Genomic DNA, 16,893 nt, shown 5'->3' on the forward strand with positions numbered 1-16,893 from the left:
TCCCACGTGCACCGGCAGCCACAGCGGCTGCGCGTGAAGGCCCCCTTCACGCGGCTCAGCCGAGGGAACTCGACCTTCACGCGTTGCCAAGTACATGAAGGCCCCCTTCCTTGCGATAGGCGCAAGGAAGGGGGCTCTCGCTACCTCTACCGGGCCGAGACGCAGTGCTCGACGGCGTCCAGCAGGATCACGCAGGCCAGCTCCACCTCCTCCTCGTTCACGGTGAGCGGGGGCATCAGCCGGATCACGCTGTCGTCGCGGCCGCCGAGTTCGACGATCAGGCCCTGCCGCAGCGCGTGCGCCTGGACGGCACGGGCGAACCCGCTCGCCGGTCGGCCGTCGCGGGGATCGGCCAGTTCGATCCCCCACATCAGGCCGAGGCCGCGGAACTCACGGACCCAGGGGTGACCTCGCAGCACCCCGAGCCGTCTTTCGAGCTGCCGCCCGCGGTCCCGGACGTTGCCGAGCACGTCGTCACGCCGGACGATGTGGACGGCCGCCGTACCCGCCGCGAAGGCGGCCTGGTTGCCGCGGAACGTCCCCGTGTGCGCACCGGGTGCCCAGCCGTCCAGCCGCTCGTCGTAGAGGATGACCGCCACCGGCAACCCCATCCCGCTCAAGGCCTTCGAGGCGACGATCACGTCGGGTTCGATGTCGTAGTGCTCGAACGCGAACCAGGTCCCGGTGCGACCGCAGCCGGTCTGCACCTCGTCGACGACGAGCGGGATGTCCAGTTCCGCGGTCAGCTCGCGGACACGCCGCACGAAATCGCGGTCCGCCGGGATCACACCGCCCTCGCCTTGCACCATCTCCAGGATCACGGCGGCGGGAAGCGGGATCCCGCCGTTGGGATCGCGCAAGGAGCGCTCCAGCAGGCCCACGCAGTTGGTCTCGCAGGTCTCCCGCGAGAGCCCGACCGGACAGCGTGCGCAGTAGGAATAGGGGAAGAAGTGCACCCCGGGCACTCCGTTGGTGATCGGCCGTTTCTGGGAGACGAGACCGGTCAACGCCATCGCCGCGTGACTCGATCCGTGGAACCCGCCCTGGAAGGACACCAGATCACCGCGTCCGGTCGCGGTCTTGCAGAGCTTGATCGCGGCGTCCACGGCGTTGGCCCCGCCCGGACCGCAGAAGTGCATCCGCATCCGCGAGCGCATGCCGGGTGGCAGCATGGACAGCTGGGCGTCGACGAACTCCCGTTTGGCCGGTGTCGGGAAGTCCAGGCCGTGGGTGAGCACGCTCAGCTGCTCGCTGGCCGCTTGCACCAGCTCGGGATGATTGTGGCCGAGGGACAGCACACCCGCGCCTGCCAGGAAGTCGATGAAGACGTTCCCGTCCATGTCCCGGATGTAGCTGCCCTCCCCGCCCGCGATCGCGATCGGCAGGTTGCGCGGATAGGCCCGCGCGCTGGATTCCCACTGTCGCTGGTGTTCGAGGAACTCGGCCGAGCGAGGGCCGGGGAGATCGCCGTCGACACGGGGCGCCGGTTTCGCTGTATGGGTGTAGGTCATGGCAGCCTCCTTGCCGCGGTGATGATTTCCGCCGTGTCGAGTTCGACCGCCGGATTGGCCTGCCAGCGGGTTCGCGCCGGGGCGGCGGTGCCTTTCATCAGGAACGCGTCCGCCTCGACGATCGCGCCCTCCGCCATCGTCACTCCGTAGTGGACGAAGGCGCCGGTGCCGAGCGTGCAGGCCGGGCCGACGGCGATGTGATCGGATTTGAACGTGCCGTCCTCGAGCGAATGCGCTTGCAGGACGGTGTGCAGGTTGAGCGTGCAGTCGTCACCGATGCTCACCAAGGACCGCTCCGGGATGGCGCATCCGTCGTCGAAGACGCGCCGTCCTATCCGGACGCCGAGGCACCGCCAGAGGAACGACTTGAACGGTGTCCCGTTGAACAACGCGAGATAACGGGCGGGGCTGAGCTTCCAGTACCGCTCGTGCCGCCAGAACACCGGATCGTAGATCGAACAGAACCGCGGTCGTAGCGACCGGAAGCCCTGCACGGCGAGTTCGGCGAACATGAAGTACGCGACTGTGAACAGAAGCGAGGCCACGATGCCACCGCCGACGGCGAGCGGCCCGAACCTGTCGTGCGCGACGCCGGCGGCCGTCCCGACGAGGGCGACACCGAACAGATGGAGCCAGTGCACCAGCACGTAGACGAGGATGGTGCCGATGTTGTGCCGGTTCTTCGCCACCAGGCTCCGGCGCAAACCGTCTCCGGTGCTGAGGTGCTCGAACCCGCTGTCACGGCGGACGTTCCGGGGGATCTCGAACGCCGGTGACCCCAGCAGGCCGACGTTCTCCCGGATCGGCCCGTCCAAGGGCACGAGTACCTTCGTGGCCAGGAGGACGTTCCGCCCGATTCGCGCGTCCGGCGGGAAGGCGATCTCGTTGCCCAGGAACGCCTGTGGCGCGATGGCGGTCCGGCGCAGCCGGAACGACGAGGCGGAGAAGTCCGCGTTGAGCATCGAAAGACCGTCCGAGACCATCGTCCCGGTGCCGACCGTGCTGAGGAACGGGGTCTCGTGCTTGACCTCGACCCCGAAGTTGGATCCGGTCTGGTGGATCTTCGACAGGTCGTACCCCAGTGCGCGGAGGTAGTACACGATGTAGCTGCTGTCACCGAACAGGTAGGTGTACGCCCGCAGGTTCGTCAGCCGCGCGATCAGCCGCTGGATCCCGAAATGCGTTCCGTACAGGGGGTAGACCCGGCCCGGCCGGATGAACAGGTTGAGCAGGCGCGGGACCGTGAGGAAGACCGCCAGCCCGGCGAACAATCCCCCGAAGTACAGCAGCGCCGAACCAGCGATCTGGTCTCGATAGAAGGCCCAGCTGGTGAAGTCCGCCGTCGCCGTGAACAGGCGGTCGACGACCAGTTCCGTGCCGCCCAGAGTCGCGGGAAGCGTCACCAGCAGCAGAAGCAGCAGGCTGGACAAGCAGAACACGAACGGCCGGAACCCGTTGCGCGTCACCGTCCCCAGCGCCCGATAGTCCACTGTGGAGAGGCGGGCGGGGGTGCCGTGCCAGGATTCGCCGTCGGGTACGGCCTGACCAGTGTTCAAGGACGACGAGTGACCGAGCTGCGCGTCGTCCCCCATCGCGGTGTCGATGTCGAGCACGGTCATCTCACCGACGAAGGCGTGGTCGCCGAGAGTGACCCTGCCGGTCTGGATCCGGCCCGCCCTGGCGCGGTAGCAGGAGAAGAAAACGTCCTTCCGGATGACGGCCCCCGCTCCGACACGGAGCAGATCGGTACAGACCGGTGGGTTCCGGGACAGGATCAAGGCCCCCTTACCGATGTCCGCGCCGAGCGCCCGCAGGTACCAGGAGTACAACGGAGTGCCGGTGAACAGCATCAGCGGACTGAACCTGACCAGGGTCTTGACCGTCCAGAAGCGCAGGTAGCCAGGGCTCCACAGCGGGATCTCCCCCGGTTTCCACCGTCCGACGATCGTCCACTTCGCCACGATCGGCACCACCGACAGCACGACGAAAACGACGAGCCCGAAGGCGACCGCGCGCAGGTAGACTTCGACTGTCCCGGTCGTCGCGGTGATCCAGGCGAACCCCTTGTCCAGGATCCATCCCGAACCCGCGGCGTAGGCGAGGAAGATGACGAGCTGGAACAGGCCACAGAGGACATAGGCCCTGGTGGACGCCCGGCGTGGTTCCTCGGCGCGGGCGACCCCGCCCCGGGGCGAAGCGGGAGCCAGTCCGGCCAGCGCGCGAACGGTCGGATTGAGGTACACGTCTTTCGCCGACAACGGCGCGACTTCGCCGCGTTCCCGCACCCGGGCGCAGAACTTGGCCAGCAGCAGCGAGTCCGCGCCGTAGTCGTCGAAGAAGTGTCCCGTCGCCGAGATCCGCTCGATCCCGAGGACCCCGCCCAACGCCTCCGCCAGGTGCTGTTCGGTCTCGGTGGCCGGCGCCACGTAGTCGACGTCACTCGCCGCCCTTCGCGGATTCGTCGGCGCCGGGAGGTTCTTCCGGTCCGCCTTGCCCGCCGGCGTCAGGGGAATGTGATCGAGCTGTTCGAGGTAGGCGGGCACCATGTAGCCCGGCAGCAGCTCCCCCAGACGGCGGCGTAGTTCTCCGGCGTCGACGGTCGTCTTGTCGCGTCGCAGGCTGTAGTAGGCGACCAGTTCGGTCGTACCGGCCTCCGGGTGGTGGGTCTCGACCACCGCCTGGGCGATCCCGGGTATCTGCAACAGGACCGATTCGATCTCCGTGAGCTCGACCCGGTAACCGCGGATCTTCACCTGCGTATCGGCGCGGCCGTGGTATTCGATCTCGCCGTCCGGGGTGATCCGGCCCAGATCACCGGTGCGATAGATGCGCTGCGACGGGTTGTGCCCGATGTCGAGGAAGTCCGGGATGAACGCGCGCTCGGTGAGGTCCGGCCGGTTCAGGTAGCCCCCGGCGAGCCCGATCCCGGCGATCCCGATCTCCCCCAGTTCCCCGGCGGCCAGTGCTCTCGGTTCGTCCGGGTCGAGGATGACCACCGAATAGGTCGGCAGGGGTACCCCGATGGTCACCGGCCGATCCGGTCTCAGCACCGACCACGTCGCGGTGACCGTGGCCTCGGTCGGACCGTAGACGTTGAGAAATCTGCGGTCCGGGTGGTACCAGCGACGGACCAGGTCCTCCGGACACGCCTCACCGGACACCAGCAGGAACCGCAGCAACGGCAGGTCCTCGTCCAGGCTGGCGAGCAGGGTCGGGACGCAGCACAGCGCGGTGATCCTGTTGTCCCGCAGGAATTCGAGGAGCTCGTGGCCGACGAGACTGGTGCCGCCGGGTTTCGGCACGAGCGTCGCACCGCACAGCAACGGGACCCAGATCTCCTCGACCGAGAAGTCGAACGCGATCGTCATGCCCTGGTAGATCCGGTCGGTGCCCTGGATGCCGTAGACGTCGGCGGCGACACTGACGAAGTTGCAGATCGCGGCGTGGTCGATCGTCACGCCTTTCGGCCGCCCTGTCGAGCCGGAGGTGTAGACGATGTAACAGAGTTCGTCCGCCGGCGCGCCTTTCTCGGCCGCGCCGAGCCGATCACCCGGCAGAGCCTCGATCCGGTCCGCGTCCTCGTCGAGACAGAGCACGTCGACGCTGCCCGGCTCGAACCGATCTCGCAGACCCGAGATCGACAGCACCAGCCGGACGCCCGCGTCGCGGACGATGTAGGCCAGCCTGTCGTCGGGAAAGCCCGCGTCCAGTGGCACGTACGCCGCGTTGACCTTCAGCACCGCCAGCATCGCGACGTAGGGATGAACCGGTTCGTCGAACAGCAGCCCGATCCGGTCACCGGGCCGGACCCCGTGCGCCCGCAGGTGGCGGGCGAGACGATTGGCCCGTTCGTCCAGTCCGGCGAAGGTGAGCTTCGTGCCCCCGGTGTCCACCGCGAGACGATCGTCGAGACCGTCGGCGTGCAACCGGTCGCAGAGCCGCTCGTACAACTGCTCGAGCCGATCGCCGACGCTCCAGCGAACCCGCTGTTCGTGACCGTCGCACGTCAGGACCAGGCCGTCGGTGGTGAACAGACCCGACGGCTGGCCGTACGGGCTCATGTCCTGTCCTCCGCGAGGCCGAACGACTCGTGCAGCGCGCGGACGGTCGTGTCGACGGCATCGGCGGGGATCACGGCGGTGAGGCGAGACTGCGAGGTCGTCATCGCCGGCACCGTGACCCGGTGATCGGCGAGGACTCGCAGCAGCTCGGGCAGGAAGCCGGGTGCGTCGAGCAACGCGGTGCCGACGACGGAAACCGAGCCCAGTTCCTCGAAAACGGTGGAACGGGCGTCCAGTGCCACCGCGAGTTCCGTGATCGGCTGTCCGAGCGGCTCCGAGCCCCGGACGGTGAATCGCAGTTCGCCGGGATCGGGCCAGCTCAGGTTCTCCGGTTTCACCCCGCATCCGGCGAGCGTCGTGAGCACGCGGGCGTACTGGTCCGGCTCCGACGCCGAAACCTCGACCCTGACCAGCCGCACGTCGCGTTCGTGGGCGATGCCGATGACGCGGGGAGTGCCTTCCAGGGACGGCTCTCCCGTGACGACGGTGGAAGGACCGGGATCCGAGGAATGCGTCACCCGCACGGCCACCCCGTGACGGCGCGCGAGTTCGACGGACCTGGGGTGGAGCACCCGGGCACCGACGCCGGCGAGCTCGACCATGGCGTCGTAGGAGATCTCTTGGACCGGCTGGGTGTCCGGCACGATCCGGGGGTCGGCGGTGCGGACGCCGTGCACGTCGGTGCAGATTTCGCATTCGGGACCGCCGAGCGCGGCCGCCAGCGCCACCGCGGTGGTGTCGGAGCCGCCCCTTCCCAGGGTCAGCAGTTCCCCGTTCGCGTCACGTCCCTGGAACCCGGCGACCACGACGACCTGCGCGTCACGCAGCCGCGTGATGATCTTCTCCGGGTCGATCCGGACGATCGTCCCCGCCCCGGGGTCACCGCTCACCTCGATCCCGGCCTGGTCACCGGACAGCGAAACGGCTTCCACGCCGCGCTCCGCCAGCGCCATGGCGAGCACCGACGCGGAAACCTGTTCCCCCGTCGCCATCAACTGATCGAGTTCACGTGGAGACGGCGGCTCGGCGAACTCCCCGGCCAAAGCGATCAGCCGGTCGGTGGTGTCCCCCATGGCCGACACCACCAGGACCACCCGAGCCCCCGCCTCTGCCAGCGAGGCCACCTCGGTGGCCACATCACCCACCATCCGGGGTGTGGCCAGCGATGATCCACCGTATTTCCGTACGACCAGCCCTTCGCTTCGCACCTTTCGTAAAGGCGGGTCCAAGCTGACTTCAAGATCTTGGGTCGAATTCACCATTTTCCTTAATAGAACGCCGTTATGGCCGGGTTTGCATTCGGACAATGAGCAGCACTCGAATAGACCGTGACGAATACACGCATTCGACACGGGTTGCACTGCAACGAGCGAGCCAAGCGCGTCGCGCAGTCGTGATGACAGCATTGGAAAGTAGTGCGAGAAACTTTGAACGGGTACCTCCATCCGTACGAAAGGTCAACCATTGGGTTCGCACGACATAAGTCGACGACAATGCGCAAGGGCATACGTACGAACAGCCCACTTCGATGGAATTAGGTCAGACGAATGACGTATTCGGATTCACTTCGAAATTCGAGAAAACGGTCGATCGGCAAGACGGAACGAATTTAACCACCCATCGGAAGTTACGAGATCCTTTTATCTCTCCACCAGCCGGGAGGAACCCGTCAAAGAGGCCATGGCGCCCTCGAAGTACAAACCCCGGCATTTTTGCCGTCGTTCAGCGCGGAGACACCCGGGCGTCAGCGCCGTTCAGGAACAGGACATACGGCATCTTCGGACAGGTCAATCCCATAATGCGGGTCGAGTTGCGACACCTGGCGTTGTTTGCAGTCCGCCAACGCGCGGTCGAACCGGATGTGAACGCCTCACTCACCGGGACGGCATTCTTGTTCGGAGCCGACCGGTCAGCGTCTCGCGAACCACGCCGGAAACCGGTTCAGTGATCACAAACTCCACCAATGGGACTTACCGCTGGATACGCCACCAAAGAACTGATCCCCCCTAATGTAATGGGTTACGGACGCCGCCGTCGCACGGCGCTCCTTTCTCGACCGACTGCGGACCGGCCCGATAAACATCGACGAATCGCGCGATCCTCGGGTCCTCCGGATCGTCCACGGCGAACTGTCTCCCCCACGCGGTCGCTGCCGCGACGGCGGACGAACCGTGGTACGGACCGGGCAAAGCGTGGTGCTTTCCCTTGTTCAGGCAGGGGCGATAGGCATGGCCTGGGTCTCCTCGCGTGGTAAACCCGCCGGAGGCGGAGTCTCGTCGACGCCTCCGGCGAGTTCGTCTACGGGATGGCGGTCGCTACCGGTCCTTGCCGGCGGCTTGAACGGCCGTATCGGTCATCGCCTCTGGGAATGAGTTCTGGAGCGCTCCGGCGAGCGGCCGTCACGCCAGGTGGAAGGGTCGGGGTGGAAGAGCCGCCGTCCGCCGAACTTCAGGCGGATGAGGAAAGCGAGCTGGCCGGAGATCCCCGCTCCGTAGCCACTGGTGACGTCCTTGCCGCCTTCGTCCGGCAGTACGGCCCGGCCGTTCCGGTAGATCCGGCGCGCCCACATCAACTGCGCGATCGACTCCGCCCAGGCCCGGTAGGCCGGGTCGCCGGTCGCCCCGGCCAGATCGAGCAGGAAGTCGCCGTTGCCGGGAAGCCCGTGACAGTAGGCGGTTCCCGCCCACTGCCGGGTCGCCATCACCGCACGGGCCGCGCCGATCGAAGCTTCGAGATAACGCTCGTCCCCGGTCACGGTGTAGAGACGGCACAGGAACGTGCCGATTCCCGCGGAACCGTTGCACCACCACACCGGCGCCCGCGACGCCCCGGGACAGTCCGGCCAGTGCATCGCCCCGGCGTCGACACTCGACGCGGTCAGCAACGTGTCACCGCAGCGTCGGGCGGCGTCGGCGAAGTCTTCACGTCCGGCTGCTCCCGCCGCGGCGAGCAGGAACGCGCCGATCCCGGCCACGCCGTGGGCGAAGCCGTACGACCGATAGCCGGCGAGGTCCGAGTCGAACGACATCGGGATCGTCCACAAGAGACCGTCGGAGCCCGGATTCGCGGCGGCCAGCACGGACTCGGCACAGTGGACCGCGCGCCGTGCCAGCTCCGCGTCGCCGGTCTCACCGGCCAGGTAGAGGAAGCAAGTGCCCAGCCCCGAGAGCCCGTGGGTGATGTCGGGGTTCGGCCAGGCCATGATGAGGTTCTTGACCAGCCGCAGGGCCCGGTCGGTGAGGTCGGAGCGGCCCAGTGCCCGGCCCGCGTCGAACAACGCCCAAGCCGTCCCGGAGAAACCGAAGTACAAGCCGGGAAGACGATGGTGCTGATCGTCGAGATGCCGGAGTATCCGGGGCAGCACGATGTCGTAAAGCCTTTCGACGTGCATGTCGTTCTCGCTGAGCTTCGCCAGGACGGCGAGCGTGCCCGCGAGACCGTGCTGGACGGAACAGGGTTCGTTCAGCTCCCCGAACCCGGTCTCGGGCCAAGGTCTCGGGGCGGCTTCGGACGCGGCCGTCTCGACCAGGTACCCGAGTGCGCCCTCGACGAGTTCGTCCCACTGCTCCGGGGACCAGAGCAGTTCCCTCGACCTGGTGAGCGCCGGTGCGGGGCTTTCGGTCAGCGCGATGACCTCCGCCAGGCTCATCCGCTCGGCGGGGTCGGTGCGCACGAGCCCCTTGATCACCCGGCTCAACGTCCGTGAGACGGGCCGGGACAACGGCGGGGCGAGCCATTCGGCCACTCGTTCCTCCAGCGGACGTACCTCGGGGAGATCCTCGGCGAAGTCGGGATTCACATGGGCGATCTGATGCAGGAGCGTGGCTCCGAGACTGAAGAGGTCCGCTGACGGCTGCGGGTCCGCGCAGGCGAACTGCTCGGGAGCGCTGAGCCCCGGGGTTCCGCTGCCGGCGCCGAGCACCACCCACCCGGCCGGTTTCCCGACGCGGACGGCCGCGAGTTCGAGGTCGATCAGCCGCACGGAGCCGTCGGGCATGGTCAGCAGGTTGTTCGGGGTGAAGTCGCGGACGACCACGCCCCGTTGGTGCAAGCCGCGCAGCAATCGCGCGAGCTTTCCTGCCAATGCGGCACTTTCGACAGTGCCGAGCTGTCCTTCGCCGTCGCGCAGCACGCCGTCGACCCGCTCACGGAATCCCTTGCCGTCCAGGAATTCCTCGACCAGGAAAACGTGTTCCCGCTGCTCGAAAAGGTCGACGTATTCCGGAACGAGTCCGGTACCGGCGAGGTGCCGCAACACGAACGCCTCGTGCCGCAGGTAGTCACGCGCGTCGAGCCCTTCGCGATCCGTGCCGACGTGTGGCCGAGCTTCCTTGACGATGACCTCGCGGCTCGTCTCCCGGTCCAGCGCGCGGTAGACGCCGCCCTTGTTCGCGTGGCGGACCACCCGCGTGACCTCGTACCGGCCTTCCGGCAGCACCGACGTCACCGTGGTGGAGTCCTCGTTGCCGAACGGGTCCGGGAGCCAGGACGGGGCCTGGAAGAAACCCTGGCTCCGGTCCTCCACCGGCGCACCGTTCTCGTCGAGGACGCAATCGCGATAGCCACCGTCAGGGGTCAGCATCCGGTAACCGTCGAAAGCCCCATAGCGGTAATGGACCAGGCTTCCCGGGCGATACCGGGCATCGGAAAGGATCGCCGGACCGGACAGACCGGAAGTCGCTTCGTGCAGCTTCTCGGCGAGTTCCAGCAAAGAATCACGATCCGGCGGATAGACGGTGATGAATTTACCGGAATTGCCACGAGGGCACCGGAAGTCGTTGAGTTTCAGCACGTCGGCCGACGTGGAGGCGAATTTGAACTGCGCCGAAGAGGCGAGCAGGATCGGCAAACAGGCCTGCAACACCCAGGGCGCGGACAGCACCGTGGCCGAAACGTGCAGCTTCCAGCCCTGGACACGGGGCTCTTCCACCGGCGGGCGCAGGCAGGTCCAGTTGTCGGAACGTTCGAGCAGCCAGCCGGAAAGCACACTGTCCGCCAGGGAATCGGCAACCAGTTCGCCGGGTTCCGGGAAATCCACTGACAGCGCCACCGTTCGCGGCATGGCCTGGAGATCGTCTTCTTCACGAACAAGCGGGAGAGCCATTGCGTGTCCTCGACGTGGGCGGTTTGAGGACACGAACGTAGGGCGTGACGAAACCACTCCGACAGAGCAGAACAACTACTCAGGTCCCTATTCGGACGGACCGCCGGATTACTCAATGCGAATGGAGCATCGTCGCTTGACGTATCCCGGTACCGCATCGACGCTGGGACGAAAGCGTATCCGCGGAGGACATCTGAGGGGGGTGCCACCTTGGATTCGACGTGGCCGCTGGTAGGTCGGCGGAGAGAGCTTTCCTCGATCGACGAAGCGCTGGCGGGGACCACCGGTGGGCTCGTCCTCGCCGGGGCGCCGGGCGTCGGGAAGACCCGGTTGCTGCGGGTCGCGATGGACCGCGCGGCCGCGGCCGGGCGCCGTGTCGAACTTCTGGCCGCGACCGGGGCGGGATCGTCGATCCCGCTCGGCGCGGTTTCCCATCTCCTGCCCGTCACCCCGTCGCCCGACGAAGAACCCGACCGCACGACACTTTTCCGGTGGGCTTCCGCAGGTTGGGACGAGGACGGCGCGGTCCTCGCAGTCGACGACGCCCATCTGCTCGACGAGGGGTCGGCGGCGCTGGTCCATCATCTGTGCACTCACCGGCGGGTCGTCGTGGTGGCGACCGTGGTGACCGGGGCGAGTGCGCCGGACGCGATCTTCACCTTGTGGAAGAACGGGCAAGCCCGCCGCACGGAGATCCCACCGTTGTCCGACCGTTTCGTCGACGACCTGATCGGACACGCCCTCGACGGCCACGTCCCGGCGTCCGTCCGGACCCGGCTGCGCCGACTGGCCGACGGCAACCCGTTGCACCTGCAGGCTTTGGTGCTCGACGGACTCGAATCCGGTGCGCTGACCAAGGAAAGCGGGACCTGGCGATGGCAGGGGCCGGTGGTCGGCGCGTGGCGGCTGCACGAACTCGTGGAGGCACGGCTCCACAGTTGCGACGCGGACGTGCGAGCGGTCGTCGAGCTGGTGGCCTGTGGTGAACCCTTGCCACTCGAACTGGTCGAACCCGAACCCGGATTGCTCGCGGCCGAACGCGCCGGACTGCTCGAGGTCACCGGCGACGGACGTCGCTCCGAGGCCCGGCTCACCCATCCGATCTACGGCGAAGTGCTCCGTTCGGGCCTGAAACCTCTGCGCACCAGAGAGATCCACCGCACCTTGGCCGAGCGTCTCGGCGCGACCTCGTTGCGGCGCCGGGACGATCTGCTGCGACTCACCACCTCGCAGCTCTCCGCCGGTCTGCGACCGAGCGTCCCCGACATGCTCGCCGCGGCCCGGCAATCCCTTGCCCGCCACGACCTCGTGCTCGCGGAACGGCTCGCGCGCGCCGCCGTCGACGCGGGTTCCGATCAGGCGCGGACCCTGCTCGCCGAAGTACTCAGCTGGTGTGGGCGGCATCAGGACGGAATCGCGGTGCTCGCGGAGAGCGGCCGGTCCGAGCCGAGCGACTGGACCACGACCAGGGCGAGGCTCCTGTACTGGGGACTCGCCCGGCACGACGAGGCCACGACGATGCTCCCGGACGACCCGACGGTGACCCGGGCGCTGATCCTGCTCGCCGAGGGGAACTGCCAGGACGCGCTCGACATCGCGCTCAAGATCACCGACCTGGAGTCGGCGCCGATCGACGCGCGGCTCTGGGCCTTCACCACGGCGGTCAATGCCTACGCGATGCTCGGCAGGGCTTCGACGGCGCTCTCCTTCGCGCGCCGCGGCAGGTGGCTCGCGGAACGTCACGACGACCTGGTCCGCACCGGATTGCCGTACCTCCGCCTCGCCGAGGGGTACACGTTGTTGTTCGCGGGCAGGCCTTCCGAGGCACAGGACGTCGCCGAAGAAGGTGGCCAGTCGGCCGTGCGGTTCGGCGATCCCGGTCTGATCGCGGTCTGGTCCGGTCTGTCCGGGCTGATCGCCCAGCTGCGCGGTGAACTCCGTGCCGCCGTGACCTCTCTACGCGAAACCGTCGCCATCGAAACGGTGCAGGATCCGACCGGCAGCCTTCACCTGCACGAGACGCTCCTCGCCGGAACACTGGCGATGAACGGCGCGGGTGACGAAGCGGCGGAAATCCTTGACCGCGCTCATGAAGAAGACTCGGGAACGGCGGTGAAACGGCTCTTCCGGCCGCACGCCGAAGCTCATCGTGCCTGGGTCACCGCCGCCCGCGGTGACGTGCGGGGCGCCGCGGAGATCGCGCTCGCCGGTGCGGCGCTCGCCAGGGAGGTCGGAATTCCGTGCATGGAAGCGGTCGTGCTGTACGAGGCCGCGCGGTTCGGTGCGGCGAGGCAAGTGGAGAAGCGCCTGACGGTACTCGCTGAGATTGTCGAAGGCGGCCTTGCCGTCGCCTACCGTGACGCCGCCGCCGCGCTGGCCGCGGGCGACGAACCCGGTCTGCTCGCCGCGGCGGACGCGTTCGCCGCGCTGCCCGCTCCCTTGCTCGCCGCAGAGATGCTGACAGCGGCCGGGCGAGTGGCCCAGGCCGCGGGGTATTCACGGCGAGCGGGTGCCGCCCTCGCGAGGGCACGGGAACTGGCACGACGCAGCCCGACCGCGCGGACACCGGGGCTCCTCGGGGTCGAGGGCACCCAGCAGCTCACCCCGAGGGAGCGTGAGATCGCCCGGCTGGCCGCGAGGCAGGCGACGAGCCCGGAGATCGCGCGCCGGTTGCGGTTGTCCGTCCGGACCGTGGACAACCATCTGGCCCATGTGTACGACAAACTCGGTATTTCCGGCAGGATCGAACTCGCCACACTGTTCCGGTGAGCGCCTAGACGGCCGGTGTGATCAGGCCGTATCGGCCGTCGTACCGACGATAGAGCACGTTGCCCCGGGCGCGTTCGAGATCGAGGAAGAAGAGGAACGGCAGACCGAGCAGGCCGAGCCGATCCACCGCGTCCTCCGTCGTCAGGACCGGCGCCGGTTGCCCGCTGACGGTCACCGCGAGCCTGAACGGGCTGAGCCGATGCGGTCCCGGCGGCGTCGACTGCGCCAACCGGTGCAGGATGGGGCCGGCGTGGTAAAGCACAGGAGGTGCATCTCGAAGAACGCGTTGTCCACAGTGGAGCGAGCGAGTGAGCAGGACTTGTGCCGGACGATCTCCCGCACGCCCTCCGGCCAGAGGGCCGTCCCGCCGGCTGGGAGATCGTGCCGCCATTCGTCAGGGTCGACACCCGGCCGCCGTCCGCGCCTGGCCTCCCAGTGGAGCACGCTCCGTTCCAGCTGGCGTCGCAACTTCGCGTCCAAGCGGTCGATCGCCTCTTCGGCGGTCGGCGCGGCGACCTGGGCTCGCAGCCGCCGCCCGCTCACATCGAGGTTCGCCTGGGCGACCACTGGCGGATTCCCGTACTCGCTCAGCCGAACCGACGCGGCGAGCACGGGACGATGGGCGAGCCCGAAAAGCCGTTTCACCTTCCGCCCGGCACGTTCGGCGAGGACGGGCGGAAGGTCACCGCGCACCGTCACCTGCACATCCGGCGTCACCTTGATCCCGGTCATCTTCGTTCTCCCTTCACCGAAAGCGGTTCCTCGTCGCGGATACCGAACGCGGGAACCACCCCCGGACGGACGACGGCGATCGGGCACGGCGCGCGCCCTGACGAGCCCTGATCGACCGAGCCGAGCAGGAGTCCGCCGAACCCGCTGTCGCCACGCGTCCCGACCACGATCAGGCCGGCTCGCTCGCCGTATTCCATCAACACGCGGCCAGGACGCCCCTTGACCACGAGGCACTCCGACACGACGTGCGGGAACTCCGCGGCGACACGGTCGATGTGCTTTTCCAGGGAGCGCAGGAAGAACTCGCGCGCCGCTCGAACCGCCGGGATCGATCTCGCGCCAGGTCTTGAGCACGGTCACCGGCACGCCGAGCGTCGAAGCCTCCAGGAACGCGAAGCGCACGGCGGCGGCCGAGCCGCCCCAGTCGTCCACGCCGACCAGTACCGGCCCCGACCTGGTCCGATCGCCTCGGACGACGATGACCGGGCAGTGACCGTGGACCGCGAGCGCGAGCCCCGACGATCCCAGCAGCAACCGTCCGCCACCGGTGACCCCGCGTGACCCCAGCACCACCACCGCCGCCCGCCACGACTCGTCGACGAGCAGGGCACGCGGGTCCCCGGTCCTGGTCTCGGCTTCGATCTCCAGTGTCGGCTCCGACGTCCGGGCCACCTCGGCCGCGATCTCCAATCTTCTGGCACCGGTCGCCCACATGGCCTCGCGCACCTCGGCCGCGGTGACCTCCAGGTTGGGATAGTCGTGACCCGGCGGGACACAGGCGTGGACCAGCCGCAACGGCCGTTCGCTCCGGACGGCTTCGCCCGCCGCCCAGCGCACCGCCCGCAACGCGGCTTCGGAGCCGTCGACTCCCGTCATGACGGGTTCACGCTTGCCCACCATCACCACCGCTTTCCGGTCAGCCGATCTTCGGGGCCGCTACGAACCTTCTGCCGAGCGCCGCACCCCACTCGCGGGCGCGTTCCACCTCACCGGTGCGCAGCACCGTCCGTTGTCCGTCCATCTCGACGAAGAAACTCTCCGCGGGCACCAGCGGCACGAAGCCGAGCCGCCGCAACCTGCGCGCGGCGGTGACCGCGGCGGATCCGGTGAGCCAGCGGGGCTTTCCCAGCCGGGTGTCGAAGGTCGCGACCGGCCTGCCGCCGGACACCCGGTTCAGGGTGCCGAGCCACTCGCGGAGACCCGTACTCGAGCGCACGTCGTCCTCCGCCTGCCTTCCCGCCTCGTTCCGGCTCGACGGCCACGACAGCCCGTGCACGTGAGTCGGCCCACCGGCGACCAGCAGGTCGGTGTCCGGCGCGGACCGGGCGTCGTCGACGTTGACCACGGACACCTCCGCGAATGGCATGAGCCCGTCCCCCACGGCCTTCGCCACGCGTTCGGTGTTCCCGAACATCGACTCGTACACCAGCATCACGCGCATCAGCGTTCTCCTCCTCGGCACGGAGCGGACAGCTCGACGATCCGGGTTTCCGCGCCGCATGGACAGGAACGAAGGGCCCTGCGAGGCAGGTCCTCCGGCCCTCCTCGGCGTCACGGGTCGCAAGAACCATGGGACCTCTCGCTCAAAAGCCGCGCCCGAGTACTTCGTCGACCGCGCGGCGAGGGCTGGAAGACACCGACCCGGAGGGGTGGCCGAACCGCATGAGCGCCTGCGGGAAACCGGCCAGTTCGAGGTCTTCGCACAACGCGGAACGGACCTCGGGCAGGTGCAACGGCTGAGTCAGGACCGAGCCGACGAGACCACCGTCGACCGCGGCGAGCCAGGTGGCCTGCACCGCGTGACCGGCCGCCAGATGGTCGTACCGGGTGTCGTCGAGGGTCAAGAACACGAGCAGCGTCTCTTCGGCCAGCCGTCGCATCAGGACCGCGTTGTCCGGCAGTGCCGTGGACGGCCGGACCAGCCCCGCCCACGGCAACGACCCCGGTGGGAGTGCCGTCGCGGCGAGGCCCACACCGTGTCGATGGGAGACCTCGTCGCGGATCGTCCACAAGGCGAGCTCGCGCTGATACCCATGGTCGTGCTGGTGGGCTTCCGCCGCGAATTCGAGCAGCTCGGCGACGCGGGTCAGTTCGAGTTCGTCGCGGATCGGCTTGGCTTCGACGCCCGCCGAAGAGGCGGCGACCACCAGCTCACCGATCCGTTGAGGTGAGACCGGCAGTCCGGAGAAGCGCCTTCGATAGCTGCGCCGCCGCTCGATGGCCGAGTACCGGTGCAAGTCGTCGGCCGAAGGCAGCGCCCGCTCTCCCGGCGCGAGCGAGGCGACCACTTCCGGGCGTTCCGGGTCGGGGAAGGTCTCCGTGCGTGGCCCGTACCCGAGCACGCGGATGGCGATTTCCAGATTCGCGAGCGCGGCGCCGCAGGAGATCACGCGGTCGCGGCCCAGCGGATCGTGTTCCGGGAGAAGCAGGTCCCGTCGCTCGACCAGCAGCAGCCGGTCCCGCTCGAACTCCAGGAGCCACGGCTGGGTGTTGTGCACCGAAGGCGCCCGCAGCAAGGTCCGCGCCAGTACCTCGGTCTCCGCCGTGGACCAGACCTCTCGCTGCTTTCGCCGCATCATGTTCCCGTCCTCCGCGCTCGTGCCGTGCCGGGATCCCACCGTGCGCCGAGCCGGGGGTCCGTGCGCAGGTGCGGAAGGCTCGGATCGGCGGGACCTAAGCCCCGGCCTCGAACCACGGCGCTGTCCGGTGAGGGACC

10 protein-coding genes are annotated in these 16,893 nt (G+C 68.2%); 1 reads left to right on the forward strand and 9 read right to left on the reverse strand.

The annotated features are described in order from the left end of the window. Window positions 1-146 precede the first annotated feature (146 nt). The 5 genes from CFP71_RS30340 to lanL all read right to left on the reverse strand — a co-directional run bounded on the left by CFP71_RS30340 (window position 147) and on the right by lanL (window position 10,676). A complete protein-coding gene (locus CFP71_RS30340) occupies window positions 147-1,511 on the reverse strand; it encodes a diaminobutyrate--2-oxoglutarate transaminase family protein (RefSeq protein WP_093937382.1) in 1,365 nt (454 codons plus the stop codon). Next, window positions 1,508-5,572 carry a Pls/PosA family non-ribosomal peptide synthetase gene (locus CFP71_RS30345; protein WP_093937383.1) on the reverse strand — a complete coding sequence of 1,355 codons (4,065 nt, stop codon included), beginning with the start codon at window positions 5,570-5,572 and terminating at the stop codon, window positions 1,508-1,510. The genes CFP71_RS30340 and CFP71_RS30345 overlap by 4 nt, the downstream gene beginning before the upstream one ends. Further along, a complete protein-coding gene (locus tag CFP71_RS30350) occupies window positions 5,569-6,834 on the reverse strand; it encodes an aspartate kinase (protein ID WP_093937384.1) in 1,266 nt (421 codons plus the stop codon). Before CFP71_RS30350 ends, CFP71_RS30345 begins: the two co-directional genes overlap by 4 nt. Window positions 6,835-7,578: 744 nt before the next feature. Continuing rightward, window positions 7,579-7,761, reverse strand: coding sequence for a DUF3105 domain-containing protein (locus CFP71_RS30355; protein ID WP_244199894.1), 183 nt, complete (start codon window positions 7,759-7,761; stop codon window positions 7,579-7,581). Window positions 7,762-7,925: 164 nt separating this feature from the next. Continuing rightward, window positions 7,926-10,676: a class IV lanthionine synthetase LanL gene (lanL, locus tag CFP71_RS30360; protein WP_093937385.1), complete on the reverse strand. Its 2,751-nt coding sequence runs from the start codon at window positions 10,674-10,676 to the stop codon at window positions 7,926-7,928. A 210-nt stretch (window positions 10,677-10,886) separates the two neighbouring features. Between lanL and CFP71_RS30365 the strand changes: the two genes are divergently transcribed. Beyond that, window positions 10,887-13,445: a helix-turn-helix transcriptional regulator gene (locus tag CFP71_RS30365; protein WP_093937386.1), complete on the forward strand. Its 2,559-nt coding sequence runs from the start codon at window positions 10,887-10,889 to the stop codon at window positions 13,443-13,445. Between the two features lie 4 nt (window positions 13,446-13,449). On the opposite strand, the gene CFP71_RS45140 is transcribed toward CFP71_RS30365, so the two are convergent. From CFP71_RS45140 to CFP71_RS30385, 4 genes are all read right to left on the reverse strand, one after another. Beyond that, on the reverse strand, window positions 13,450-13,620 hold the full coding sequence (locus tag CFP71_RS45140) for a sigma 54 modulation/S30EA ribosomal C-terminal domain-containing protein (protein ID WP_244199895.1): 171 nt from the start codon (window positions 13,618-13,620) through the stop codon (window positions 13,450-13,452). Further along, window positions 13,617-15,053, reverse strand: coding sequence for a universal stress protein (locus tag CFP71_RS45660; RefSeq protein WP_425266639.1), 1,437 nt, complete (start codon window positions 15,051-15,053; stop codon window positions 13,617-13,619). Before CFP71_RS45660 ends, CFP71_RS45140 begins: the two co-directional genes overlap by 4 nt. Before the next feature lie 40 nt (window positions 15,054-15,093). Further along, window positions 15,094-15,618, reverse strand: coding sequence for a flavodoxin family protein (locus tag CFP71_RS30380; RefSeq protein WP_093937387.1), 525 nt, complete (start codon window positions 15,616-15,618; stop codon window positions 15,094-15,096). Between the two features lie 142 nt (window positions 15,619-15,760). Further along, a complete protein-coding gene (locus tag CFP71_RS30385; protein WP_244199896.1) occupies window positions 15,761-16,756 on the reverse strand; it encodes an Acg family FMN-binding oxidoreductase in 996 nt (331 codons plus the stop codon). Window positions 16,757-16,893: the final 137 nt, after the last annotated feature.

It is taken from the genome of Amycolatopsis thailandensis (assembly GCF_002234405.1).
Classification (GTDB): Bacteria; Actinomycetota; Actinomycetes; order Mycobacteriales; family Pseudonocardiaceae; genus Amycolatopsis; species Amycolatopsis thailandensis.